Origin of the sequence: Nocardia concava NBRC 100430, from assembly GCF_000308815.1 — a bacterium.
Taxonomy (GTDB): Bacteria; Actinomycetota; Actinomycetes; order Mycobacteriales; family Mycobacteriaceae; genus Nocardia; species Nocardia concava.
In genome coordinates this window covers 47,551-71,172 of record NZ_BAFX01000064.1, presented here as the reverse complement: position 1 = coordinate 71,172, position 23,622 = coordinate 47,551, and the positions used below count along the sequence as shown (strand labels likewise).

At 63.8% G+C, this 23,622-nt stretch carries 18 protein-coding genes, 2 tRNA genes and 1 pseudogene; 10 read left to right on the top strand and 11 right to left on the bottom strand.

All coding sequences use genetic code 11. The annotated features are described in order from the left end of the window. Positions 1-49 precede the first annotated feature (49 nt). Positions 50-122, top strand: a tRNA-Trp gene (locus ON43_RS12960). A 130-nt stretch (positions 123-252) separates the two neighbouring features. On the opposite strand, the gene ON43_RS12955 is transcribed toward ON43_RS12960, so the two are convergent. The 7 genes and pseudogenes from ON43_RS12955 to ON43_RS12930 form a co-directional block, all read right to left on the bottom strand. Beyond that, positions 253-1,560 carry a Dyp-type peroxidase gene (locus tag ON43_RS12955; protein WP_040807243.1) on the bottom strand — a complete coding sequence of 436 codons (1,308 nt, stop codon included), beginning with the start codon at positions 1,558-1,560 and terminating at the stop codon, positions 253-255. Between the two features lie 149 nt (positions 1,561-1,709). Further along, a complete protein-coding gene (locus tag ON43_RS46170; RefSeq protein WP_245568571.1) occupies positions 1,710-2,405 on the bottom strand; it encodes an ABC transporter ATP-binding protein in 696 nt (231 codons plus the stop codon). Positions 2,406-2,543: 138 nt separating this feature from the next. Further along, a pseudogene (locus tag ON43_RS46165) lies at positions 2,544-3,401 on the bottom strand (ABC transporter ATP-binding protein); the annotation flags it as partial. Between the two features lie 83 nt (positions 3,402-3,484). Next, positions 3,485-4,735, bottom strand: coding sequence for a branched-chain amino acid ABC transporter permease (locus tag ON43_RS12945; RefSeq protein WP_040807241.1), 1,251 nt, complete (start codon positions 4,733-4,735; stop codon positions 3,485-3,487). Beyond that, entirely contained in the window at positions 4,732-5,772 is a 1,041-nt protein-coding gene (locus ON43_RS12940) for a branched-chain amino acid ABC transporter permease (RefSeq protein WP_040807239.1), read from the bottom strand. Before ON43_RS12940 ends, ON43_RS12945 begins: the two co-directional genes overlap by 4 nt. A gap of 83 nt (positions 5,773-5,855) precedes the next feature. After that, complete coding sequence (locus tag ON43_RS12935) at positions 5,856-7,091, bottom strand: branched-chain amino acid ABC transporter substrate-binding protein (protein ID WP_051178357.1); 1,236 nt, start codon at positions 7,089-7,091, stop codon at positions 5,856-5,858. A gap of 226 nt (positions 7,092-7,317) precedes the next feature. Continuing rightward, positions 7,318-7,941: an ANTAR domain-containing response regulator gene (locus tag ON43_RS12930; protein WP_040807235.1), complete on the bottom strand. Its 624-nt coding sequence runs from the start codon at positions 7,939-7,941 to the stop codon at positions 7,318-7,320. Between the two features lie 221 nt (positions 7,942-8,162). Between ON43_RS12930 and ON43_RS12925 the strand changes: the two genes are divergently transcribed. Beyond that, positions 8,163-8,249 (top strand) — tRNA-Leu (locus tag ON43_RS12925). 42 nt (positions 8,250-8,291) lie between these two features. On the opposite strand, the gene ON43_RS12920 is transcribed toward ON43_RS12925, so the two are convergent. Next, on the bottom strand, positions 8,292-8,906 hold the full coding sequence (locus ON43_RS12920; protein WP_083913372.1) for a tyrosine-type recombinase/integrase: 615 nt from the start codon (positions 8,904-8,906) through the stop codon (positions 8,292-8,294). Between the two features lie 452 nt (positions 8,907-9,358). On the opposite strand from ON43_RS12920, the gene ON43_RS12915 reads away from it, so the two are divergent. The 5 genes from ON43_RS12915 (at position 9,359) to ON43_RS46160 (ending at position 17,631) form a co-directional block, all read left to right on the top strand. After that, a complete protein-coding gene (locus ON43_RS12915; RefSeq protein ID WP_040807234.1) occupies positions 9,359-10,531 on the top strand; it encodes an alpha/beta fold hydrolase in 1,173 nt (390 codons plus the stop codon). Between the two features lie 15 nt (positions 10,532-10,546). Further along, positions 10,547-12,691, top strand: a complete 2,145-nt coding sequence (locus tag ON43_RS12910; protein ID WP_040807232.1) for a VMAP-C domain-containing protein — start codon at positions 10,547-10,549, stop codon at positions 12,689-12,691. A 155-nt stretch (positions 12,692-12,846) separates the two neighbouring features. After that, positions 12,847-13,719 (top strand): AAA family ATPase, encoded by an 873-nt coding sequence (locus ON43_RS12905; protein WP_218003250.1) that lies wholly within the window; start codon positions 12,847-12,849, stop codon positions 13,717-13,719. Next, positions 13,716-17,297: a tetratricopeptide repeat protein gene (locus ON43_RS43660; protein WP_083913371.1), complete on the top strand. Its 3,582-nt coding sequence runs from the start codon at positions 13,716-13,718 to the stop codon at positions 17,295-17,297. The genes ON43_RS12905 and ON43_RS43660 overlap by 4 nt, the downstream gene beginning before the upstream one ends. Next, entirely contained in the window at positions 17,203-17,631 is a 429-nt protein-coding gene (locus ON43_RS46160; RefSeq protein ID WP_245568570.1) for a tetratricopeptide repeat protein, read from the top strand. Before ON43_RS43660 ends, ON43_RS46160 begins: the two co-directional genes overlap by 95 nt. Before the next feature lie 380 nt (positions 17,632-18,011). On the opposite strand, the gene ON43_RS43650 is transcribed toward ON43_RS46160, so the two are convergent. Beyond that, positions 18,012-18,467, bottom strand: a complete 456-nt coding sequence (locus tag ON43_RS43650; RefSeq protein WP_083913369.1) for an ankyrin repeat domain-containing protein — start codon at positions 18,465-18,467, stop codon at positions 18,012-18,014. Between the two features lie 9 nt (positions 18,468-18,476). Between ON43_RS43650 and ON43_RS42440 the strand changes: the two genes are divergently transcribed. Both ON43_RS42440 and ON43_RS12885 read left to right on the top strand, forming a co-directional pair. After that, positions 18,477-18,932, top strand: coding sequence for a hypothetical protein (locus ON43_RS42440; protein WP_083913368.1), 456 nt, complete (start codon positions 18,477-18,479; stop codon positions 18,930-18,932). 28 nt (positions 18,933-18,960) lie between these two features. Beyond that, on the top strand, positions 18,961-20,499 hold the full coding sequence (locus tag ON43_RS12885) for a carboxylesterase/lipase family protein (protein ID WP_083913367.1): 1,539 nt from the start codon (positions 18,961-18,963) through the stop codon (positions 20,497-20,499). Between the two features lie 735 nt (positions 20,500-21,234). Here the strand turns inward: ON43_RS12885 and ON43_RS12870 are convergent. Together ON43_RS12870 and ON43_RS12865 are read right to left on the bottom strand one after the other, a co-directional pair. After that, positions 21,235-21,495 carry a MarR family transcriptional regulator gene (locus tag ON43_RS12870; protein ID WP_040807226.1) on the bottom strand — a complete coding sequence of 87 codons (261 nt, stop codon included), beginning with the start codon at positions 21,493-21,495 and terminating at the stop codon, positions 21,235-21,237. Positions 21,496-21,615: 120 nt separating this feature from the next. Continuing rightward, positions 21,616-22,362, bottom strand: a complete 747-nt coding sequence (locus tag ON43_RS12865; protein WP_040807224.1) for a GntR family transcriptional regulator — start codon at positions 22,360-22,362, stop codon at positions 21,616-21,618. Positions 22,363-22,432: 70 nt separating this feature from the next. Here ON43_RS12865 and ON43_RS12860 point away from each other — a divergent pair, with 70 nt between their 5' ends. Then, positions 22,433-23,548: a DUF1152 domain-containing protein gene (locus ON43_RS12860; protein ID WP_051178352.1), complete on the top strand. Its 1,116-nt coding sequence runs from the start codon at positions 22,433-22,435 to the stop codon at positions 23,546-23,548. Positions 23,549-23,622: the final 74 nt, after the last annotated feature.

The following is a 23,622-nucleotide window of genomic DNA, read 5'->3' as shown; positions in this document are numbered from 1 at the left end:
AACCGATTTCATGACAGCGGAGCTACCTGGTAGCGTGATCACCCGTCAAAGGGGTGTAGCTCAATTGGCAGAGCAGCCGTCTCCAAAGCGGCAGGTTGCAGGTTCGATTCCTGTCGCCCCTGCTTGAAAGCGTTCGGGCCGGTCACCATCTGGTGACCGGCCCGAACGCTTTCTTACACAAGCTATTTCAGATACTCTCGCGCCGGATCGACGGCGGGAACATGACTTTCACGGCCCGATGCGGGCTGCCGCCTAGTCGAAGAGTCTGGCCGCGATGGCCTCGCCGGTGCGTGCGCCGGGCGGGACGGCGAACAGGGCGCTGCCGGTGTGTTGGGTGACGGCGTTGAGGCGGTCGGTAGCGGACAGGGCGGTTTGGGCCTTGATGAACTGTTCGGCGGGATTGTTCATGTAGGCGGTGAAGAGCAGGCCGGCGTCGAGGCTGTCGTGGCCGCCGTGGGTGTGTTCGGGGGTGCCGGGCGCGTAGGTGTGTTCGGGGGTGGTGGCGGCGACGCCGGGGGCGGTGGAGAGCAGGGTGCCGTAGTCGTAGTTGTAGCCGCGGCGGAGCATGGGGATGCCGTTGACCAGGCGGACGTGGGCGTCGGCGGGAATGGCGAGTTCACCGTTGGGCAGGCGCTTGGTCAAGTCCACGGGATCGAATTCGGTGTCGCCGCTCAGGGGTGCGCCGTCGCTGCGCCGGCGGCCGATGATGTTGTTCTGCTCGGCGAGGGCGAGCATGTCCCAGTCGGCGGTCTTCATGCGGATCTTGCGGAAGACCAGATAGGTGCCGCGGTGGAACCAATCCGGCTCGTCGGCGGCGTCCACCCAGACGGCCTTGTCGAAGGCCGCGGTGCCGCGTTTCGGGTTGGCGGTGCCGTCCTTGTGCCCGAACATGTTTCGGGAGGTGCCGCCGTCGGCGGGTCGGCTCAGGAAACCGTGCTGGGTCCAGCGGATGCTCCCCAGGCCGGGCATGCGAGCGCGCAGCGCACGGAAGGTGTGGCTGACCACCTGAGTGTCGTCGGCGCAGATCTGCACCATGATGTCACCGTCGCACCAGGCGGATCGCAGTGCGTCCCCGGGGAATTCGGGCAGAGTGCGCAGCTGCTTCGGACGGCGCGCGGCCAGTCCGAAGCGGTCGTCGAATACCGCCGGGCCCAGTCCGAAGGTGATGGTCAGCCGGGCCGGGTCCAGACCGGTGGCGAAGTCGGTGCGCACACTGAATCCCGGTGCGTCGGAGGGGTTCTCGGGGGCCTCCGTGCCGGCGGTGAGGGCGGCCGCCGTCTCGGTCCAGACGCTGAGCAGCTCGCGCAGCACGCTGCGATCGGCCCGCGCCACATCGGCCGACAGGAACATGGCGTGCGCTTGCTGCGGAGTCGCGATACCGGCCTGATGATCGCCGTGAAAGTCCACCACCCCGGCGGTTTTCGGGGACTCGGTGACGGTACCGCGCCCGATGGCCACACCCGCCGCGGCCGCGCCGGCGGCGGCCAGGCCCGAACCGAACAGGGCACGCCGCGAGACCCGCGCACCACTACTACTACTCTTTGTAGTATTTTCGCTCACTCGTGCCAGATTAGCCACGCCCCCGCTACCCCGGCGAGTGGAATGCGTCACGTAATCGGTTGTACGCCAGCCGATACGAGCACCGCACATACGATTCGAGCCGGGCAACCAATGTCGCCCGGCCCGAATCGATAGTGGAACAGAATGTGTCAGCCGACGCCGAGGTAGGCGGACTTGACGGCGGGGTCGTGGAGGAGGGCTCGGCCGCCTCCGGTTTTGGTGACCTCGCCGGTTTCGAGGATGTAGGCACGGTCGCTTCGGGTCAGGGCCTGCTGGGCGTTCTGTTCGACCAGCAGGACCGTGGTGCCCTGGGCGTTGATGTCGGCGATGATTCGGAAGATCTGTTGAATCACCATGGGGGCCAGGCCCATCGACGGCTCGTCCAGGAGGAGGAGCTGCGGGCGGGCCATCAATGCGCGGCCGATGGCGAGCATCTGCTGTTCGCCGCCGGAGAGGGTGCCGCCGACCTGACGACGCCGCTCCAGGAGGCGGGGGAACAGTTCGTAGACCCAGTCCAGGGTTTTGGCGTACTCCGACTTCACCTTGAACGGCCTTGCGTGGCAACCCATGTCGAGGTTTTCCTGGACCGTCATACCGGGGAAGACACCGCGACCCTCGGGCGCCTGGATCAGGCCCGCCACGACGCGTTCGTGGGCCTTCATGCGGGTGATGTCGCGACCCTGGAACATGATGCGGCCGCCGGTCAGCGGGAGCAGGCCGGACAGCGCGCGCATGGTGGTGGTCTTGCCCGCACCGTTGGCGCCCAGCAGGGTCACCAGCTCGCCCTCACCGACCTTCAGCGAGATGCCGTGCAGGGCTTGGATTCTGCCGTAGTTGACCACCATGTCCTCGACCGACAGCAGCGCGTCGTCGGCCGGGGCGGCGGGCGCCTCGCTGCCGGGGAACTGCTTGGCGAGATCCGGGACCGGCTCGGCGGCAATGCTTTTCGCCTCGGCCGCTTCCTTGGCGGTCTCGGCGTCGCCTTCGTCGGGCACACCCAGGTAGGCGTTGATCACCGCGGGATCCTGGCGGATCTGTTCGGGCAGCCCGTCGGCGATCTTGCGGCCGAATTCGAGCACCACGATGCGGTCGGTCACGCCCATGACCAGGCGCATGTCGTGCTCGATGAGCAGCACCGTGTAGCCGTCGTCGCGGATCTTGCGGATGAGATCCATGAGCGCGGACTTCTCGCTCGGGTTGAAGCCGGCGGCCGGCTCGTCGAGGCACAGCAGTTTCGGCTCGGTCGCCAACGCGCGCGCGATCTCCAGGCGACGCTGGTCACCGTAGGAGAGGTTGCGCGCCTTCTCGACCGCGTGCGGTGCGATGCCCACGAATTCCAGTAGGGCCATGGCCCTTTCGAGCGATTCGTGCTCCTCGGCGCGGTGCCGGGGAGTGCGGAACACCGCGCCCGGGACCGAGGTCTTGTGCCGGGCGTCCGCGCCGACGACCACGTTCTCGAGCGCCGTCATCTCGCTGAAGAGCCGGATGTTCTGGAACGTGCGGGCGATACCGAGGCGGGTGATCTCGTTGCGCTTGGTCTTCGTCAGCGGCTTGCCGTCGAAGTACACCGTCCCGCCCGAGGGCCGGTACACGCCGGAGATGGCGTTGAAGCAGGTGGTCTTACCCGCGCCATTGGGCCCGATCAGCCCGAGGATCTCGCCGCGGCGGATCTCGAAGCTGACATTGTCCAGCGCGGTGAGGCCGCCGAACTTCACCGTCAGCCCGTCGGTGCGCAGCAGCGGCGCGCCGACCGGAACCTCGATCTCGCGGTGCGGCGCGGCGATTTCCGCGACCATATCCGAATCCGACAGCACCGGAAGGACTTCGGTCACGTCGAGCATGCCCGGGCTCGGTTCGGCCTCGGGAGGCGCGACGAATCCGGCCGCCATGTCCTCGTTGTCGAAGAGCGCGTCGCCCGGCCCCGTCACTGTCCAGCTCCCGTCGCCTGCGCCGCCACCGGCTTGCGCACCGCCCGATACACCTGCCGCCCGTAGGCGAGCAGCTTCTGCCGCGCCGGGAACAGGCCCTGCGGACGGAAGATCATCACCACCACCAGGGTGAGTCCGAAGAACAAGTACTTGTAGTCGCCGAGCGACTGCCCGCCGACATTGACGCCCATGAACCGGTTGGGCAGGTACACGATCAGGAACGCGCCGACGATCACGCCGAGCTTGTTGCCCTGACCGCCCAGCACCACCGCGCACAGGAACAGCATCGAGTTGATGACGTTGAAGCCCTGCGGATTCACGTACTGCACCTGACCGGCGTACAGCGCGCCCGACAGGCCGCCGATGGCCGCGCCGATCATGAACGCCCACAGCTTGAACTTGAAGGTCGGCACGCCCATGATCTCGGCGGCGTCCTCGTCCTCGCGGATGGCGACCCAGGCGCGGCCGACCCGGCTGCGCTCGAGGTTGCCGACGAACATGAGCACGATGACCACCAGCACGATGCCCAGCCAGTACCACCAGGTGCCGGAGTTGGCCCGATCCAAGGGATTCCAGGAGTGCACGTCGCCGAGGTTGCCGGAGGAGAAGAACCCGCCGGGGTGGGTGTCGGACTCGCCGAGGTGCGGATACTGGATCCGCGACAGGCCGAGGCTGCCGTTGGTGATCTCGGGCAGGTTGTCGGCCAGCAGGCGCACGATCTCACCGAAACCGAGGGTCACGATGGCGAGGTAGTCGCCGCGCAGCCGCAGCGTCGGGGTGCCCAGGATGAGGCCGGAGATGGCCGTCGCCAGGATCGCGATCGGCACGCAGGCCAGCCACGCCCACTTGGGATCGAGCCAGCCGCCGTTGGTCTGATTCCACGGGCTGTTCGGACTGGTCAGCAGGCCGACCGAGTACGCGCCGACCGCATAGAAGCCGACGTACCCCAGATCGAGCAGACCCGCCTGTCCGACAACGACATTCAGGCCGATGGCGATCAGCGCGTACATGGCGAACTGCGCCATCACGCCGCCGAAACTGGTGCCGGGGGTGTCCAGCACCGGCACCTTGAACAGCGGCAGCACCGCCAGCACCAGGACGATCGGAATGCCGACGGCCCACTGCCCCGGCCGGGTCAGCCCGCCCCACCAGTTGCGGATGGCGTCGCCGACACCGCGTCCGGCGGGTGCGTCACCGCGTCCGGCGGGTGAATTCTGCGGCGCGGGAGCCGCTTTCGCGTGGGTCATGCGCGCGCCCTCCCCAGGCTCTCACCGAGGATGCCGGTGGGCCGGACCATGAGCACCGCCACCAGCACCACGAACGCGACCACGTCACGCCACTGGTCACCGAAGAGCACCTGGCCGTAATCCTCGGCCAGACCCAGCAGCAATCCGCCCAGCAACGCGCCGCGCAGGTTGCCGATACCGCCCAGCACCGCGGCGCTGAAGGCCTTGATGCCCAGGATGAATCCGCCGTTGTAGATGATGCCGTTGGGGATCTTCAACGTGTACAGCAGCGCGGCCGCACCGGCCAGCACGCCGCCGATCAGGAAGGTCAGCATGATGACCCGTTCCCGGGACACACCCATCAGCGTGGCGGTGTCGGGGTCCTGGGCCACGGCGCGGATGCTGCGGCCGAATTTCGTGTTGTTGATGAGCAATTCGGTGGTGAGCGCCAGCGCGATCGCCGCGCCGATGATGACCAGCGCGATATTGGTGACCGACGCGCCGAAGAAGCTGAACTGCTCGGTGGGCGTCACCAGCTGGATCGGTTGCTGGGCGTTGGTGCCGCCGAGCTTGTTGCCGGTCAGCTTGGGCAGGATGTAGTGCACGAATTCCTGCAGCACGAACGACATTCCGATCGCGGTGATCAGGAAGATCAGGGGTTTGGCGCCGCGTTTGCGCAGCGGCCGGTACGCGACTCGCTCGAGTGCCACGGCGGCCGCGCCGGACACGAGCATGCCGAAGATCATGGCCGCGACCAGATAGATGATGGTCGGCCCGACACCCTGGGAGTAGGTGTCGCCGCTGGCCGCGAATCCGAAGACCATGAGGCCGACCAGCTGGCCGAAGGTGCCCAGCATGAATACTTCCGAGTGGGCGAAATTGATCAGGCGCAGCACGCCGTAGACCAGCGTGTAGCCGACCGCGACCAGTGCGTAGATCGAGCCGTAGGTGAGTCCCTCGACGGTGAGCCGCCAGAATTGATCGGCGACCCCGGAGAGGTCGAATTTGATGGACGAGCTCGCCAGGAGAGTCACATCAGCCAGAGCGGGTGCAGACATTCGTTACTTTCGCCGTCCGTGGAAAACAGCGTGTGCCGAAATCGAATTCGGCACACGCTGTTCCGAATGAAAAGGGGGAGCGCTTACTTGACCTGGTACATCCAGATCAGGGCGTTCGCCAATTCACCGGTCGGACCCCACTTGTACTCGCGGGCCAGACCCTGACCGTCGTAGTTCTTCACGAAGTCGACCAGATCGGGGCGGGTGGTCTTCCCGGCCTCGATGCCCTTGAGCACGATCGTGGTGAGGTCGTAGCCCTCGGTCGAGTAGGTGCCCGGCTCGTAGTTGTTGAACGCCTTGTAGGCGGCGGTGAACTTGTCACCGGCCGGACCACACGGGCAGGAGAGCAGGGCGTCCTTGGACTTGCTGCCGGCCTGCTTGGTGAACTCGACGTCCTTGGTGCCGTCATCGGAGATGAAGGTGGCGGTCACGCCGCCGTCGCGCAGCTGGCTGGCCAGCGGGGCGGCCTCGGCGTAGTAGCCGGCGTAGAAGATGCCGTCCGGCTTGGCCGACGCCATCTTGGAGACCGTGGCGGAGAAGTCCTTCTGCTTGGCCTTCACGCTGGCCGCGCAGCTCGGGTCGGCGATCGAGCCGAGGCCCTCGGTGACCGTCTTGGCCAGGCCGGTGCCGTAATCCGAGTCGTCCTGGATCACGCAGATCTTCTTGAACTTGCCGGTGCCCTTGAGGTAGCCGGCCACGGCCGGACCCTGGATGCCGTCGTTGCCCAGACCGCGGAAGAAGTTGCCCCAGCCATTGGTCGTCAGGGTGACGTTGGTGGCGGACGGGGTCAGCGACAGCAGGTTCGCCTGGTTCAGGATGGCGCCGGTCGCCTTGGTCTCACCGGAGAAGGTCGGGCCGATCAGCGCCACGATCGACGGATCGCTGACGATGGTCGGGATGACCTGGGTGGCCTTCTGCGGGTCGCCCTCGGTGTCGAATTCCTTGACCGTGACCTGGCAGCCCGCGTTGGCCTTGTTGTGCTGGTCCAGCGCCAGCTTCACACCGCGGATGATGTTCAGGCCGAGGTTGGCGTTGTCGCCGGTCAGCGGGCCCGCCATCGCGATGGTCGTGGGCGCGCACTTGCCCTTGCCGTCACCCGCGGGGTCGGCGGCCGCGCTGGTGTCCTTGGCCGGGACTTCCTTGCCCTGCGAGTCCACCTGCACCAGGGGCTGAATGGTCAGGTTCGACCCGCCGCCCCCACCGGAATTGTCCGTCGATTTGCTGCTGCAACCCGCCGACGCCAGCGCGAGCACGGCAGCCGCGCCGATGACCACCGCTCGCGCTGTGCGACTACGCCGCAGCGAAGACGTGCGCGTCATTGAACCAAGCACGATTCACCTCATGTTCTGTGCTCCCCGGGGTCACCGGGGAGGGCCGCCCCATCGATCGGCCCGACCAGAACATAGCCCTGCCACGTTAGCTCCGCATCACATTCGAATCATCTATGTGACATCGCAACAGGAAAAAATGCCCCGTTGTTACCGCACTGTAAATTTTTACAGTTGATTTTCGGCAACAACGGGGCTATGACCTAGCAAATGCGCCTTACTTCGGCGCCAGGTTCTCCAGCACCACTTCGGCGACGGCCTTCATCGTAGTGCGACGGTCCATGGCCGTGCGCTGAATCCACTTGAACGCCTGCGGCTCCGATAGACCCTGGGTCTGCATGAGCACACCCTTGGCGCGCTCCACCAGCTTGCGGGTCTCGAGCCGGTCGGTCAGGTTCGCGACCTCGCTCTCGAGCGCCGCGATCTCATGGAAGCGCGATGCGGCCAACTCGATGGCCGGCACCAGGTCCGACTTCGTGAACGGCTTCACCAGGTACGCCATCGCCCCCGCGTCGCGTGCCCGCTCCACCAGATCGCGCTGGCTGAAGGCCGTCAGAATGACCACCGGCGCAAGACGTTTCGAGGCGATCTCGGCCGCGGCGTCGATCCCGTCCCGGCGCGGCATCTTCACGTCCATGATCACCAGATCCGGCCGCATCTCCTCGGCGAGATCCACGGCCTGCTGGCCGTCACCCGCCTCACCCACCACCTGATAACCCTCTTCCGAGAGCATCTCCACCAGGTCCATCCGGATGAGCGCCTCGTCCTCGGCAACCACCACCCGCTTGGGGGCGGACGCCGCGGCATCCTTCTTCGAACCGCCCCCTGCTGTCGTTCCCATAGATGAACCCCTGTCGCTTCCGAATACCGATTACCCGATGCCACCTCGCTCGCGCCACCCTTCGCGGGCCGGCACGCACCGAGTACCCCAAAGAGTACCGTCGCCCCGCCCCCACAACCCACGTACCCAGCGCAAACCGACCAGTATCACAACGATGTCACTCCCCCACCCCCTCGATTAGTACGTTCCCCCACCCACCGGCTATCATTTCCTCCCGGTGCGCCGGGTTGGCGGAACTGGCAGACGCGACGGTCTCAAAAACCGTTGTCCGGAAGGACGTGTGGGTTCGAGTCCCACACTCGGCACCAAGGTAGAGGGCTGTTTCGGTGATCACCGGAATGGCCCTTCTCTTATGCCGTACGCAGCTCGTACGCAGCAGCCTGCGCGCCGGCCTCCATCGCCTCGGCCACGGCATCCAGATCGTCCGGGAACAGGTGCCCGTACAGGTCCAGGGTGAGCATGGCTGTCTTGTGGCCCAACATCTTTTGCACGACTTTGATATTCGCTCCCCCGCTGATCGCCAGCGATGCCGCGGTATGCCGAAGGCCATGCGGCACAACCCCATTCAGACCGGCCCCCGTCGCAGCCGGGTCGAACACCCAGCAGAATTCGGTGGAGGTCAGATAGCCACCCCTGCGGCTCGGAAAGACCAGTTCGTTGGCGTCGCAATCCTTGATCAGCGCTCGCAGTTCCTTCGCCAGGCTGGCGGGAATGGGCACTGCCCGAGTCGTGTGGTTCTTGGTGTCTGTTTCCACGTACCCCTTGCCGGTGACCGGGGTCGCTGAACGGGCAATGGTGATGCGCTGGGTGTCAGGGTCGACTGCCCAGGCTCGCCGGGCAATGGCTTCGCCGAAACGGATCCCGGTATAGGCCAGCGTCAGCACTAGCGAGCGGAAGCGTCCGGAGGCCATCGCCAGGCGCACCACTTCGAGATGGGTGAGATATCGCCGCTCCACTGCCTCCATGGACGGCAGATCAATCTCCTCGGCTGGGTTCGTGGCAAGCCGCTTGGCTGTGATAGCAACAGGGGCGGATAGTCGGGTCCGGACCGGTATCCGGCCGCACCTGTCCGCCCTAGCGTTGACGCCGTACCCAGTAGATCGAAACTCGTTGATATGCAGTTCATCCGGGAAGGAAGTCCCTCCGCCACTTGGCCGGTCTCGACAATCCCGTCCAGTTTGCTACCCCACCCTCGAAGCACCGTATCAAATGTAAAGTACTGCCAGGTAACCGATTACAGCGACAAGCGCTGTCGGTTGCCAGCCGGATTGCTGTGGTAACGGATCTGTCGTTCCAGTAGATTCATCGAGTACGCCGGGAACAACGACTGCGTCCGGCTACACCGACTTCAGGGGGTCCTGTCCGCCATGAGCAACTGTGCCCGTGTCGACGTTGTCGCTGCGATCGGGTGGTGACTATGACCTCGCGACCAACTCTGCTGTTCGTACATGGCACCGGAGTGCGCGGTCAGCGCTACTCGGCGACCCTGAATTCGATCAAGAAGCAAGTGGCGAAACGGAACTGGGACTTGAACGTTTCCGGCTGCTACTGGGGCGGTGAGCACGGGGCGCGCTTGGCATGCAAGGGGAGGTCGATTCCTACCTACTTGCAGAGCGATGGCGACCCGGACAGCTCCGCTCAGGATTGGCTGGATCTATGGGCAGTTCTCTACACCGATCCGTGGTATGAGATTCGGCTCTTACGTGAGATGCCGAGTACAGGTGGGGGTTTCGGTCAAGAATCTCCTTCAACGGAGCTATTGGACAGCATCGATGAGTTCGAGCCCTCCCCCGCTCTCGCGCAACTACTTCGCGAGCATGGTCTGACACAGCAGTTCGAGTCAGCACTTGAGGCGTTGCGGCGTCTCCCTGAATTACGCCAGGCCGCCGCTACAGCGCCCGCTGACCCGCTAGAGCATCGCGGTGCGATCGCACGCGCCTTGATTGCACATACCATCGGAACCAACCTGGACGAGCTCGCTCTCGGCGGTGAGATCCGTGACCAGATCGTGGAAACGCTCACGAACGAGTTGGATGGGTATGGGCTGACCGTTGGCGAGTACTTGAAGCACAAGCGCAATGCGGTCATGTTTCATGGTTTCACACACTGGTTCACGGGTCAGAGAGGGAAACTCACCGATTCTGCGGCACCGCTCGCCGGTGACGTACTGCTGTACCTGGTACGCGGTACCAGGGTCAGCGACTACCTACGACGCACGATCGATGATGCAGGTACCGGGCCCATCGTGCTGCTCGGACATTCACTCGGGGGCATAATGAGCGTAGATCTGCTTGTACGCAAAAATATTCCGCAGATCCGCTCCTTAGTGACGGTCGGATCACAGGCACCCTTCCTCTATGAGATCGGAGCGCTACCGAGTTTAGAGCCGCCGGCTTCCCTGCCAGATCACTTTCCACGGTGGCTCAACATCTATGACCGACGGGATGCACTAGCGTACGTTGCCTCAGGCATCTTTGGTAGTCGCGTGACCGATGTTCCGGTCAACAACGCAGAGCCCTTTCCGACGTCACACAGCGCGTATTGGAACAACTCTGAGGTGTGGACAGCGATCGAATCCGTTCTCGGCTAGCAGTTAGGTTAGGCAGTGGATCCGGCCCGTGTGCTGGTGATAGCAGTCGGTATCGACGACTATCAGCTTCCGAGTATGAGCTTGTCGGGCGCGGCCGCCTACGCCGAGCGAATCGTCGACTGGGCGTTGAGATGTGGGGTGCCCGGTACGAACGTCTGGCTCGGGAGTTCACGACCTTCGACCGATGTGCCGGATGGCAGAGCCGTGCGCTTTATCGAGCCCACTCGTGCCGGGATCGAGGACGCATTGGTTGACGCCGCGAAGTTCGATGCAGATTTTCTGCTGTTCTACTGGTGCGGCCATGGAGTGCTCCATGAACGCCGACGAGCGGTGTTCACCAGCGACGTCCGCGACGGTGTCATGCGGATACACAACATCGACAGTATGCAGCGGTATTTGGCGTCCGACACCGTGTCTCATCTCAAGGATCAACTGCTGGTGATCGACGCGTGCGCCAACTTCTATGACAGTGTGAAGGTGTCTGACCGACTGATCAGTTCGGATTCGCTCGATATCGGCCGCGACCGCGCGGTCAACCAATTCACCCTGTACTCCGCGGGACAGGGACAGATCGCTCGGTTCGACCAGGTTGCGCGAAGTACGGAGTTTTCCGACACGGTGCTCGGCTGGCTCGAAGAGCAGGTTCGCTTCCCCATGGACCCCAAGTCCTTGACCGGGAAGGTGAAGCGCAGGTTTGCCGAGTTGCGAACCGAACGTCGATTCCGACAACGGCCGTCCACGTGTGTCATTACCTGCTTGCACGACGAGGACGAGAATTGGGAGTACCGCGGAGGTATACCTGTACCGGGCAGCGTGTTTTGCGATGTCGATGGAACCGCGCTTTCTCTGGCGCACACACGACGCGCGGCGGCTGCGGTGACCAAGCTTGACGCGCTGACATCGAACCTCGATATTCGAGGTGCACTGCTGTCGGTATTGAGCGACATTCCTTCGAGCGACGAACTTGAATTACACGCCTTGGTGGCCAAGGTGATGGTACATGATCGTGTAGCGCAGCTATTTTCAGTGCTGGAGCCCCGTGTCGCCAACGATCTCGAGTGGCTCGCGTTGCTCGAGATCAGGAGCTCGTGGCAGCGGCAACGGAAGATTGCCGAGGTTGAAGGTTTCTTCGATATAGTGAGCACCCGTCAGATCGTCGAAGCGTTCTGGCGATCGGGCGCCGAGTCCGCGACTGATGACGCACCGACTGAACTGGGAGTGGCTCTCGACCGGGTCGCGGACTTCGTCGACTGCAAGATATTGAATCGCTTTGTGGCGGCATTAGAGTACGCCACAGGCGCCAGTGTAGACGACGACTGGTTCGAACTACCTGACAATCAGTTACGGGCATTGCGAGACGAGGCTGCAAACTTCGATTACCGCCGTCCCCGCATCGTCATCGAGATACCCAACGGCATTAACAATCTCGAACGATTCGCGTGGCCCTCATCAGTAGGGTGTCATCGCTATGTGCCCGGTCTACCCTCTCCATGGCGCCCGATCGAATGGCACGAGTGCGATCCCAGTCCAGCCGGGGTGCGGGCAGTGGTCAACGAACTGGTCGCTGACACCGAACAGCATTGCGCACTTGGCTTCATCATGCCGCGCGCAGCATTCGATGAGATGCCTGAAGCCTGGGACTTCGAAACGATCGTCGACGAGGCGACACCGCATTGGGTCTACCGGCCTACCGTCCTGCACTGCGCGGAGCGCAGGATCCTCCCCAGCGTCAATGTGAACTGGCAGCAGAAGACGAGAACGATCCTGGCTCGGCTCGAGCATTATCGGGCAGACCTGTCCTGGGTCCCTAGCTCGACGTCGAGAGACGTACGCACGTGGGTGCGCGATTCGCACTCCGCCTGTTTCGGAATGGAGTTGGTGTCGGACAAGCTCGGTGGCAAGCTCAAGCATGATCTGCTGATGGCCGCCATCAACGCAGGCGCACCATTCATTGTGTGGGCCAGTCCACACGATGAGGACTGGTCCGAGACCAAGCTCAAGTTGCAGCGCCTAGTGGAACAGGGCCCGTTCCACGAAGTACCCGAGCGCGTACACCACTGGCGTGAAAGCGGAAGTCGCACAGCACTCAACCGAGTACGACTGCTTTGGGACGATCCCTCGATGCTCCCCCCTGCCCCGATGTTGCGGGGTATGCCATGAGAGGTTGCGAAATGAGCGAATGGCGTCTGTACAACGGCCACGGCCGCCCGACCGGCGCGCCGATTAACCTTCCTCCCCCGCCTCCGTGGAGGCGGTTCGGTGCTGGTACAGATAGCCCCATCGAGATGCCGCGGTCCGACGACTTTCGTGGTTCGATGATCGTGGCCAAGCCTACGTTTCAGACAACCGACCCCGTGATCGAGGCCGTCAATGCCGCTCTCATCCTTCGTCGACCGCTGCTGGTGACCGGTCGCCCCGGCTCGGGCAAGTCTACGTTGATCGAGTCCGTGGCTGCCGAGCTGCGGATGGGGCCGGTGTTACGTTGGAATATCACCTCGCGTTCAACTGTGCAGGACGCGCTGTACCGTTATGACGCGATTGGTCGTCTGCACGCAGAGCGGCTGGGGCAGAACGATACTGAGTACGAGAATCCCCGTCGACAAGCCATCACCTCGATCGGCGACTATCTCCGTCTGGGACCACTGGGAACAGCGATGCTGCCGGCGCGATGGCCACGCGCTCTGCTGATCGACGAGATCGACAAGAGCGATATCGACCTGCCGAATGATCTACTCACGGTGTTCGAACGTGGCGAATTCGAGATCCCTGAGCTTGCCCGGATGAAGACCAGCAAACCCCTGAAGGTCGGTGACGCGCAAGGGTCACCAGCGTTCATCTCTGAGGGCAGGATCAGATGCGAGCAGTTCCCCTTCGTAGTACTTACTAGCAATGGCGAACGGGAGTTTCCCCCGGCCTTTCTGCGCCGCTGCATCCGAATACCGATGCCCGATCCTGATGACACGCTGCTTACCAAGATAGTTACCGCCCACCTGGGGAGCGAAGCCGCAGCACAGGCCGGGGATCTCATCCGAAAATTCGCTGCGGACTCCCGCGAAACAAGGGCGCTGGCAACCGATCAACTCATGAACGCAATTTACGTGGTGACACGCAATCTGCCACCGACCGGCGCCGAGCGGGCCAACGTGGTGGAACTGATCCTCAAGCAGTTGGTATCGGACGAGCCATGATCGAAGCGCTGGTGGCAGCACTCCGCGCGGAATCCCTTGGAGATCAGCCGATTCCTGCGGATTGGCGTGACATCGCGGACGCGCTATGGCTCGCCACCCATACCCATACCCATGCGCCTCGCGCCCGGGATTTAGCGGACGATACTGAAGCCCCAGCAGAGACTGACTCACAGCGTGTCGAGGAATCGGCAAGCGGTTCATCGATTGAACGCCCGCCAGGACAGAAGCCGTCCACACGACAAGTGGCCGATGGGCCCGCCGACGACTTTGCCTCAGACGCTTCGCGGCACGCGGCTCTTGATCGAGCAGACGCGTTCCGTCCCGGCACAAGGCACTCAGACGAGACTTCGCTCGTACTTCGCACCGATGCATATGATGTGTTGCCCGGCCAGCTGGCAATAGCGCGGGCACTGCGTCCACTCAAGGACCGCCGTCGTGCCCACCATCGGCAGGTAGTAGACGTCGAGGCCACCATCGAGCATTACTGTGGCGCCGGTGTTCTAATACCGATCCTCGCGCCCGGCAGTGATCGGTGGTTTCGGGATGTGGCAATTGTGGTCGATTCCAGCCCGACCATGAAGGTGTGGCATGAAGCAGTCGAGGCGTTTGCCCGGATACTAGGCAAGGAAGGAGCCTTCGAACGCATCAGCCGCTGGCAGATACAAATGCATCACGACGAAGTCGCACTGATCGATCGCACAGGGAATCGATACCGACCCACCCATCTTGCTGATGTATCCGCGTCAACCCTGGTCCTGGTATTCAGCGATTGTGTCAATGGCATTTGGCGCTCCGAAGCAATGTGGACGGCGCTGGAACTGTGGGGTCGACATGGCCCGGCGGCCATCTTGCAAGTGTTGCCGGCACGGCTGTGGCCGGCCACAGTGCTCGGGTCCGGGATGATCTCGTTGTCGGCGCAACGCCGCGGTGACCCGAACCGACTGCTTCGGGTGCATCACAGTTGGTGGATAGCCGAGGAGTCAGCCTCCGACGTCGGCACCCCCGTGATCACGTTCGAAGACACTTCCCTCGCACAATGGGCACGAATGGTCATGGCACGAGGGGAAGCGAGTGTGCCGGGCGTTCTAACATCGCCCACGACGCTGGACTTCTCAAGAGCGGTCGAGCGTCAGGTACTTACTCCCCGCGAACTAGTCGACAGTTTTCGGTCGAACGCCTCCAAGCAAGCATTGAAGTTGGCTGTTCTGCTTTCCGCAGTCGAAGTCGATTTACCGGTGGCCAGACTGATTCTTGATCGCCTGGTGACCAATGGCCGCCAGGTCCATTTGGCCGAAGTGCTGGCCAGCGGCCTTTTAGCTCCAAGCAATTCACAAGATCGCCCCAGGTTCGACTTCGTTGAAGGTACCCGCGAGCTTCTTCAGGAAGGCATTGCCGTCTCTGAGGTACTGGAGGTGTGGCGCACGATCGCACCACACCTTGAAGCCAGTCATGGACCCGGGACTTTCGCGCTGATGTTCTCCGACGCGCCACCGACCGAGCATGGGGCGGCAGCTGGAATCCGTACAATCGCAACGGCATTGGCCTCGCGGCTGGGTTTAGCACCCTTTGCTGCCCCGGAGGAACGCGGGCCGGCGCGTGCGCGGTTCGTGGCGGAGTTGGCCGCATTGCGTGCGCGTGCAGGCCTATCCGCGGAGGAAGTGTCCGTGTGGATTGAGACAACAAAGAGAAGGCAGGTTCCGGCTTCGACGATCCATGACTGGTTCAAGCCCGCCCCCCAAATCCCGCGGCAGGATGCGAACTTCTTGCTAGCGATCGAATGCCTGCATGTCCGACTGTCCAAGGAATGGACTCCCTCAGCGAGCGCGTACTGGAAGTGGTTGCGCAAGAACGCATACCGGGAGGCCTTTCCGTACCACACTACCGACGGTTCAGAGCCAGACAGCCCAAGAACTGATGCGCTGTCAGCGTTCGTTGTGGGGATGGTTCCCCAGGAACCGGATCATTTCGTGCATCGCCAGCAGTTGACTGCTCTCAGCGAAGGTTTGGCGCGGGGGCGGGTCACAGTGGTCGTGACCGGGATGCGTGGCGCGGGCAAAACCCAGCTTGCGGCCGCCTATGCCCGCCAAGTCCTGAACCATGACACCGGGGGTGTTGTGGTGGGGTGGGTCAACGCTGAGAGCGCCGACACCCTCCACGACGGTTTAGCTGCGATCGCCGAGCACCTGAATTTGGCTGCCGCCGACGGGGACCCGATCGAGTCCGCGCACCGGTTACGCAATCACCTCAACAACAGCCCCAAGCAGCATCTGCTGGTTCTGGACAACGCCACCGATCTCGACTTGGTCCGCACGGTGACCCCGACGCGAGGCGGGACACGGGTAGTGATCACAACCACAGACAACGCCGTACGCCAGCTTGCAGATACGATCGTCGACGTCGGGGATGGTTACACCGCCCGCCAAGCACGCGCCTTTCTGCGCGCAGCCACCAACATCGACGACCCTGCCGGCGAGCAGGCTCTGGCAGAAGAGTTGGGTTATCTGCCGCTAGCGTTGACCGCGGCCGCGGCTGCAATAACCACTGCCCGCCCGCCCATGCGGTACTCGGAGTACCTCGCGCGCCTTCGGGCACAGCCGTTGCCGCAAGCCTTGCGCCGGCGCACAGGTACCGATTACCCGAAGTCCACCGCTCAGGCGATCATGCTGTCGGTCACTGCTGCCGAGGCCACAACTGGTGACCGCGAGCTAGACACGGTGGTGAGCTGGCTGCTCAAGTTGTTCGCGGTCTTGGCCCCCTCTGGGGTGGGTCGGAACCTCCTGCACCACACGGATCCCGATCTGGATGCACTGGTCGATGGCGCGATCGATCATTGCGTACGGCACAGTCTGCTGGGCTGGTCCACGGAGGAAACCAGTGTGCTCGCACATCGTCTCACCGCCCGGGTCTTGCGTGAACGGGCTTTGGATGACTCACGCGGCGACGAAATTCTCAGCGACGCGCTAAATGTTGTGTCCCCGCACTTGTTCGACCCTCAGGAGTCCTGGGCGCGCCGGGCAGAAGGCAACGATCTGGTCGATCAGATCGAGGCGATCTGGTCCAGCGGACTTCCCGCCCGGGCCGAGCAAAGTTTGCATAGCAACGCCTTAAGATTGCGAGCATGGGCTGTGGCTCATTTGTCCGGCACTGCAAACCTGAACAGGGCCATCGCAATAGGTGTGGAGGTCCTCACCGAGCGTGAGCGGATTCTGGGCCCCAACCAACCCACCACCGTGTCCTCCCGCAACGACCTCGCCTACGCCTACACCTCCGCTGGGCGGCTCACCGAGGCGATCACCCTTTACGAACAAACCCTCATCGGCAGCGAGCAGATCCTGGGCCCCGATCACCCCGACACCCTGTCCTCCCGCAACAACCTTGCCTACGTCTACGAGTCCGCTGGGCGGCTCAGCGAAGCGATCGCCCTTTACGAACAAACCCTCACCAAGCGTGAACGGATCCTGGGGCCCCGACCACCCCAACACCCTGTCCTCCCGCAACAATCTCGCCAGCGCCTACACGGCCGCCGGGCGGCTCACCGAAGCGACCACTCTTTACGAACAAACCCTCACCAAGCGTGAACGGATCCTGGGCCCCGACCACCCCAACACCCTGTCCTCCCGCAACAACCTTGCCTATGCTTACAAGTCCACCGGGCGCCTCTCCGAGGCGATCGCCCTCTACGAACAGACCCTCACCGACAGCGAGCGGATCCTGGGCACCGACCACCCCGACACCCGGATCGTCCGCAATAACCTCGCCTACGCCTATGAATCCGCCGGGCGCCTCTCCGAGGCGATCGCCCTCTACGAACAGACCCTCACCGACAGCGAGCGGATCCTGGGCACCGACCACCCCGACACCCGGATCGTCCGCAACCACTTGGAGCGGCTCCGCAATCAACGCGCCAACTGAAAGGCTGCAGAGCTAAGCCACGTAACAGGAAATTTGGCTAAGACCGATTGGTCTTCTTTGCCTTCTTGGTCGCCTTCTTGACGACCGTACGCAGCAACCTTGAACACCGCCAACCTCACCAACCCGCGAATCCACTGGTCAGATCCAGGTTCCAAGCGTCGCCAGCATCGACCAAATACCCAAACGCCGAGATCAGCAACCTCAAAAACCGTTGTCCGGAAGGACGTGTGGGTTCGAGTCCCACACTCGGGACCAAGAGGAAGAGCTGTTTCGGTGATCACCGAAGCAGCCCTTTCTCATGCGGTCCGCAATCGGTACACAGCAGCCTGCGCGCTAGCAGCCATCGGCTCTACGCCGAAGACTGTGCGACACACTCATATTCAGGCCGAAGGTCGGGACTGTCGCTCATCGAGCAAGTCCGCGAACTCGGACCGTATTTCGGCGGGGTGGCCTTCGCTCATGATGCAGTGGAGGGGGCTGTGGGCCGGAAAGATGTTGTAGCTGCCCTTGATCGTTATTCTGGTCGGATCCGCGCCACGCGCTCGGAGCACTCGGATCGTCGCAACAGGGTCACCACGGTTGGTGACGGCGGCCCAGTAGATCGCGGGCATTCCCTTTTCGGTGAGTGCATGGACGTCGGCTCCGGTATCCAGGAGTCGGGTGACGACATCGGGGGCACCGGCACTTGCCACGAAATGCAGCGGCGTCCAGCCTTCGTGGTCCGCGAGGTTGACGTCCTCGGTAGCGAGCAGACGATCCACGGCTGCCACGTCGCCGTCTGCCGCCGCGTAATGCAGTGGTGTGTGGCCGAATTCGTCGAGCTGGGTCTTTGGCATTCTGTCGATGTGAGCATCGTAGCGTTCTTCATCGCACCGAACGATCACGCCGCTGCCGCGACCCGGCCGAGGGGGCCGGGTGATAGCTATCCCTCGGTACACTGCCGGGACTTCGATGCCGATGACGCGGTTGTCGAGTGGGACATGTACTTCGAGGACCCAGGCGCGGAGCTACCACCGCTCGAGCAGCTCTACGCACGACAGTGGCCGACCTGGGTCGCGGAGGTCGTCAACGACGGCACCGGGGTGTTCGCCCTCCCGGATCAACTGACGCGTGCGCTCGCCACGGCAAGCCCCGAGGACCTGGACCGGCTCGCCATCCGATGGGTGGAGAGGCTTCGACAAGTGGACGGACACAGCAGGACTGGCGACGACCCGCTGGAAATCCTGCGCAGGGTTGCCCGGCTTGCCGCCACCAGCGGCGCGGGCGACCACATCTATTGCTGGCATTTCCTGAACGACTGATCACGCGCGGGACGCCGGGGATGTTCTGATGACGAATGTGTTTGAAGGTCATGCTGTTCCGCACGAAGGTCGCATCGACGTCATCGCCGGGGCCGGGGTTATACGAGGCATTTGGGACGGTGCGGTCGCGGTTTTTCGGGGGATCCCGTATGCCGAGCCTCCGGTCGGGGCTCGGCGATTCGGAGCGCCGGTTCCACTGCTCGGGTGGGATGGTGTGCGGGACGCGCTGAGATTCGGCCCCTCGGTTCAGCAGCCGGGGCATGCGGGTGCGGTGATGTCGTCGGTGACGGGTCGCACCGGGGACGGGTCGGAGGACTGTCTGAGTCTCAATGTCTGGACGCCGGATCCCGGTGCCGCACGGCTGCCGGTGATGGTGTGGATCCAGGGCGGCACCTACTTGGAAAACCACACCGACAACCCGCATTACGACGGCGCTCTGCTTGCGGCGAGCGGTGTGGTGGTGGTCAGTATCAACTATCGGGTCGGCGCGGACGGCTTCGCCCGCATCGCCGGGGCGCCGGACAACCGTGGGATCCTCGACCAGATCGCCGCCCTGCGCTGGGTGCAGGACAATATCGTGGCCTTCGGCGGCGACCCTGCCAATGTCACCGTCTTCGGTCAGTCCGCGGGCGGCGCGTGTATTGCCGCACTGCTGGTTATGCCGTCGGCCGCCGGGCTGTTTCGGCGGGCGGTCAGCCAGAGCATGCCCGGCACATACTTCACGCCACGGTTGGCCACCGCGATCGCGGGGACGATCGCCGACCAGCTCGGGGTCCGGGCCACCGCCGAGGACCTCACGCGCGTGACGCCGCGAGCCCTGACCGACGCGACCAGCGCAGTGATCGCGAGGATGCCCGAGTACGTGAATTCCTGGGGCCCAATGGCACTGACACCCACGCCGTTCTCCCCCGTCGTCGACGGCGACATCCTGCCGTGCACACCGTGGCATGGCCTCGCCAACGGTGCCGCACGCAACATCGACCTGCTGATCGGCCACACACGCGACGAATTCCGGCTCTACACAACGCGACCCGACAGTGAACCCACTCCCTCGCAGATCGCCGTCGCATTCGAGCATCTCGCACCACCCGACGGAGAACAGCGTTACCGCGCCGCCTACCCCGAGGCGACGCCCGCCCAGCGATTCGAAACGCTCCACAGCGACTGGCTGTTCCGGATGCCGAGCCTGCACCTGGCCGACGCCGCGCATGCCGGCGGCGGACGCGTCTGGTTCTACGAACTGGCCTGGAGCTTCAACTCCTTACAGGGCGCCTCCCACTGCCTGGACTTCCTGCTCGTCTTCGGCACACTCAGCCGCGCAGAAGTTGCCAACCACCCGCACGCCCGCCCTAACGCCGCAGACGAACTCACCCGGGTCGGCGATCAAATGCGCACCGACTGGACCTGTTTCGCCGCGGGCGGTGACCCAGGCTGGGCGGCGTACAACCCAAGCACCCGCCTCACCCGCGTCTACGACACCGAGACGACTGACCAGCCGTACTCTCAGGAGAGCTCTCGCCGCATCCGGGCTGAACGGAATTTCGATGCCCTCGAGCCACTGGCCTGAAATCCGGAACCGCCAGCCAATGCACCTTACGAGCCAGACCCGTACCGCTCATCGGAGCCGCATCTCGTGTGTTGTTCCCCCTCTGCGAGGCAGTAGACATCGCAATGGGTGGAAAGCACTGCGATGTCGGGGCCGCCCAAATGACTTGCGGCCGGGAGGAACAGGGCGGCGGCGTCCTCGCGGATGATTCGGTTCACCAGCTGGACGTAGTTTCGTTCGCGGTGGGCGTCGGCGAAGAAGGTCGCTATCCAGACGAAGCCGAGTCGGTCCGCCGCCTCTTGCATCTCAACTTCGTGCCGTCGGACGTCGGGCCCTGAGGCCGAGCGCAGGATGAATCCGATCGCTCGTGCGCTCACCGCCGCTGTCTGCCCAGGCTTACGGTCGCAATGACGGTGGCCGTTCATTGACCTTGCCGCTTATGGATGTGGGAGGATTCGCCTCGCGTGTAGGTGCATTCGGGTGAGATCGTCACGACGTCGGCTACTGCAGAGAGGCCGTCCGGTATGCGCCTTCCCTCGAAATGTTCGATGCTCGGCACCACTACGGCCGCTACGTCGAGGCGGTCCACGATCAGCCGGAGCCGGTTTTCGGGCCGGTCCGTGTTGGCGCTGAACACGACCGTCTTACGCAAGTCGTAGCCCAATCGAGTTGCTAGGCTGCGGATTTGGCCCTCATCCCAGGATTGTCGTGCTCCGGATACGTCGCTCCGCAAATATCCGATCGCACCGGGTCGGCTCATCGGACAACCTCCGCAATGTAGTCGCTGTAGGCGGACTTCTTGACCGCCAGGAGGCCGCGCTCGGTCGGTCGCCAGCTCGCTGGACTTCCTGGTGTGCTGCGCACCAGACCGGTACGAACAAGCCGAACCAGCGCACGCCGGACCGAGCCGTCGCCGAGCCCGGTACGTAGCCGGATCTGCTGGACCGTGAGAACTTGTCCCGCGCCCAAGAAGAACAGGGTGCCAAGGACTTTCGCTTCCGCCTCGGTCAACGCCATCGTCGTACCCCGCCGTCGGTTGCCGACTCCATACGCCCTAAGTGGTCTATGCCACTGTACGCCTAGTGGCATAGACCAGTTACGGGTTGCGGGAATTTCTCGGTGTGCGATCGTCGCGCACTAGATGTCTACGGGGTACTCCTGCTTGAACGCCCAACGCTCGGGCGGGTAGACGGCTTCATCGAATTGGATTGGGACATCGGCCGAGTCGTAGGCCACCAGCCAGTACACCAGCACCGGCGAAGGGTCCAGCAGACCGAGGGCGGTCCGCTCGGTCGCGGACGCGAACCGGGAGCATCCCCGATCGCGGGCCGACGTGGCTCGTATACCGGCAGCTTTGGCGAGGTAGCCCAGCGTGCCGCCACCTACGCGTTCGGTGAGCAGCAGCCGCGGCGCGACATCGGCCAGACTCGCCGAGAACCATGAGGTCGAAAACTCGACGAGGCCGCCGATCTTACTGGAAATGATCCGCTGGCGTTGGACGACCTGACTGCCAGCGGAGAGACCCAGAGCTTCGGTTACGTAATCAGGTCCGGCGACAATGCCGACGAACGGGAACTCGACGCTTTCGGAGTCGGAATACGCGGTACCCAGCGCGGCGGCGCGCGCAAGCCGCTCGCGTGCCCGAGGCGCGGCATGCGGCTCACGCACGAATGTGCCCGAGCCCTGGCGCGATTCGACGAGCCCGTCTTGGCGCAGCGCCTGAAGCGCCTTCGCCGCTGTCGGCCGGGCGACCTTCCACGCGGCCGCGAGTTCTCGCTCGGAAGGAACCTCCGCACCGGGAGGCAGATCTCCGCGAATGATCTGGTCTTTCAGATAGCCGAAGATCTGCTTGTACTTCGGCAGCACTTCCTGGATCTCGGGCACACCGCCACCTCCGCCAACTACCATATGCCACTGGCCACTATACGGATCGGGGAACAGGTATCGAGGGGTCATGCACACTGCGATCGCGATAGCCGCCGGCGGCGGAGGCGATGCAATCACCTCCGCCATAGTCGCCTCTGCCATGCCGGAGTTGGGGATCACGGCGACCATGAGTTACTCGTGGGATCGGTTCATGATCGACCCCACACCCGGGCCCAGAGTGCGTGCGGATTTCGTTGGCCTCGTTGAGAGTGGCGGGATTGCGGTGGTTCGTGAGAGCGCCGCGCTGCGCACGGGTGACTCGACGTTGCCGCGGCTGGCGGGCTGCATGGATTTGCCGCTCGTGTTGCTCGAGGCGGCGGGTGGCGCGGTCGGGATGGCCGATCTGATACGCCGTGCGGCAACGGTATTCGGCGCCGATGAATTGGTTGTGGTGGATGTCGGTGGCGATGTCATCGCAGAGGGGCACGAGAGTAGTCTGCGTAGCCCGCTGGCCGACTCGCTCGCCCTCGCCGCCGCCATGCGATCCGGGATCCCTACTCGCGTCCTGATCGCGGGTCCCGGCTTGGACGGCGAACTGTCACCGACCGAAGTACGAGCTCGAATCGACGAACTCGACGGATCTCGAGTCAACAACCTGACAGCGCGTGATGTCATGCCCTTCAACGAGATCTGGTCTTGGCACCCCTCGGAAGCCACGGCGCTGCTTGCTGCCGCAGCTAAGGGATGGCGCGGCACGGTCGAAACTCAGCGAGACGCGAGGGTGAACCTGACCGATGACGCCACCCGAGTCTATGAGGTGAACGCGCAGGCACTGGCCAGTTCGTCGCTCGCCGGACCGTTGTTGCCAACGACAAGCCTCGAGCAGGCGGAGCAGTTGTTGCGGGATCGCCGAAGCGGTTTCAGCGAACTCGACATCGAACGCCGCAGGGCCGCTGGCGAACGCGCCGAGATCCGAATGCCGACAAAGGAATCGCTGGAGGTTATCGACAACTACGCGGCCCATGCGCGAGCCCATGGCGTCGACGCCCTCACCGTGCGGCGCATCGCCGAGCTGGTCCACGCGATCGACCCTTCCGCCACACATGCGTTGCGCGCAATGCTCGCCGAACAACGCCCCGACAGCTTCCGGCCGCCGCTGTACGAGATTGCGAATTCCGCTACTCGGTGGCTTCGCCATCCTTGACCCGCCCTCCTTCCACTGAGGGCGGCCAGTATGAGGAAGATGGGAGGTCCTAGTCATCAGCCAGGCAAGCCCTC

Bases quoted from the DNA above. Each gene is read 5' to 3' on its own strand.
- ON43_RS43660 (WP_083913371.1), top strand. From the start codon at position 13,716: ATGATCGAAGCGCTGGTGGCAGCACTCCGCGCGGAATCCCTTGGAGAT.
- ON43_RS12945 (WP_040807241.1), bottom strand. From the start codon at position 4,735: ATGACCCACGCGAAAGCGGCTCCCGCGCCGCAGAATTCACCCGCCGGA.
- ON43_RS12885 (WP_083913367.1), top strand. From the start codon at position 18,961: ATGACGAATGTGTTTGAAGGTCATGCTGTTCCGCACGAAGGTCGCATC.
- ON43_RS12860 (WP_051178352.1), top strand. From the start codon at position 22,433: ATGCACACTGCGATCGCGATAGCCGCCGGCGGCGGAGGCGATGCAATC.
- ON43_RS12935 (WP_051178357.1), bottom strand. From the start codon at position 7,091: ATGACGCGCACGTCTTCGCTGCGGCGTAGTCGCACAGCGCGAGCGGTG.
- ON43_RS46170 (WP_245568571.1), bottom strand. From the start codon at position 2,405: ATGGTGGTCAACTACGGCAGAATCCAAGCCCTGCACGGCATCTCGCTG.
- ON43_RS12905 (WP_218003250.1), top strand. From the start codon at position 12,847: ATGATCGTGGCCAAGCCTACGTTTCAGACAACCGACCCCGTGATCGAG.
- ON43_RS12915 (WP_040807234.1), top strand. From the start codon at position 9,359: ATGACCTCGCGACCAACTCTGCTGTTCGTACATGGCACCGGAGTGCGC.
- ON43_RS12870 (WP_040807226.1), bottom strand. From the start codon at position 21,495: ATGGCGTTGACCGAGGCGGAAGCGAAAGTCCTTGGCACCCTGTTCTTC.
- ON43_RS12920 (WP_083913372.1), bottom strand. From the start codon at position 8,906: ATGGAGGCAGTGGAGCGGCGATATCTCACCCATCTCGAAGTGGTGCGC.
- ON43_RS43650 (WP_083913369.1), bottom strand. From the start codon at position 18,467: ATGCCAAAGACCCAGCTCGACGAATTCGGCCACACACCACTGCATTAC.
- ON43_RS12930 (WP_040807235.1), bottom strand. From the start codon at position 7,941: ATGGGAACGACAGCAGGGGGCGGTTCGAAGAAGGATGCCGCGGCGTCC.
- ON43_RS12940 (WP_040807239.1), bottom strand. From the start codon at position 5,772: ATGTCTGCACCCGCTCTGGCTGATGTGACTCTCCTGGCGAGCTCGTCC.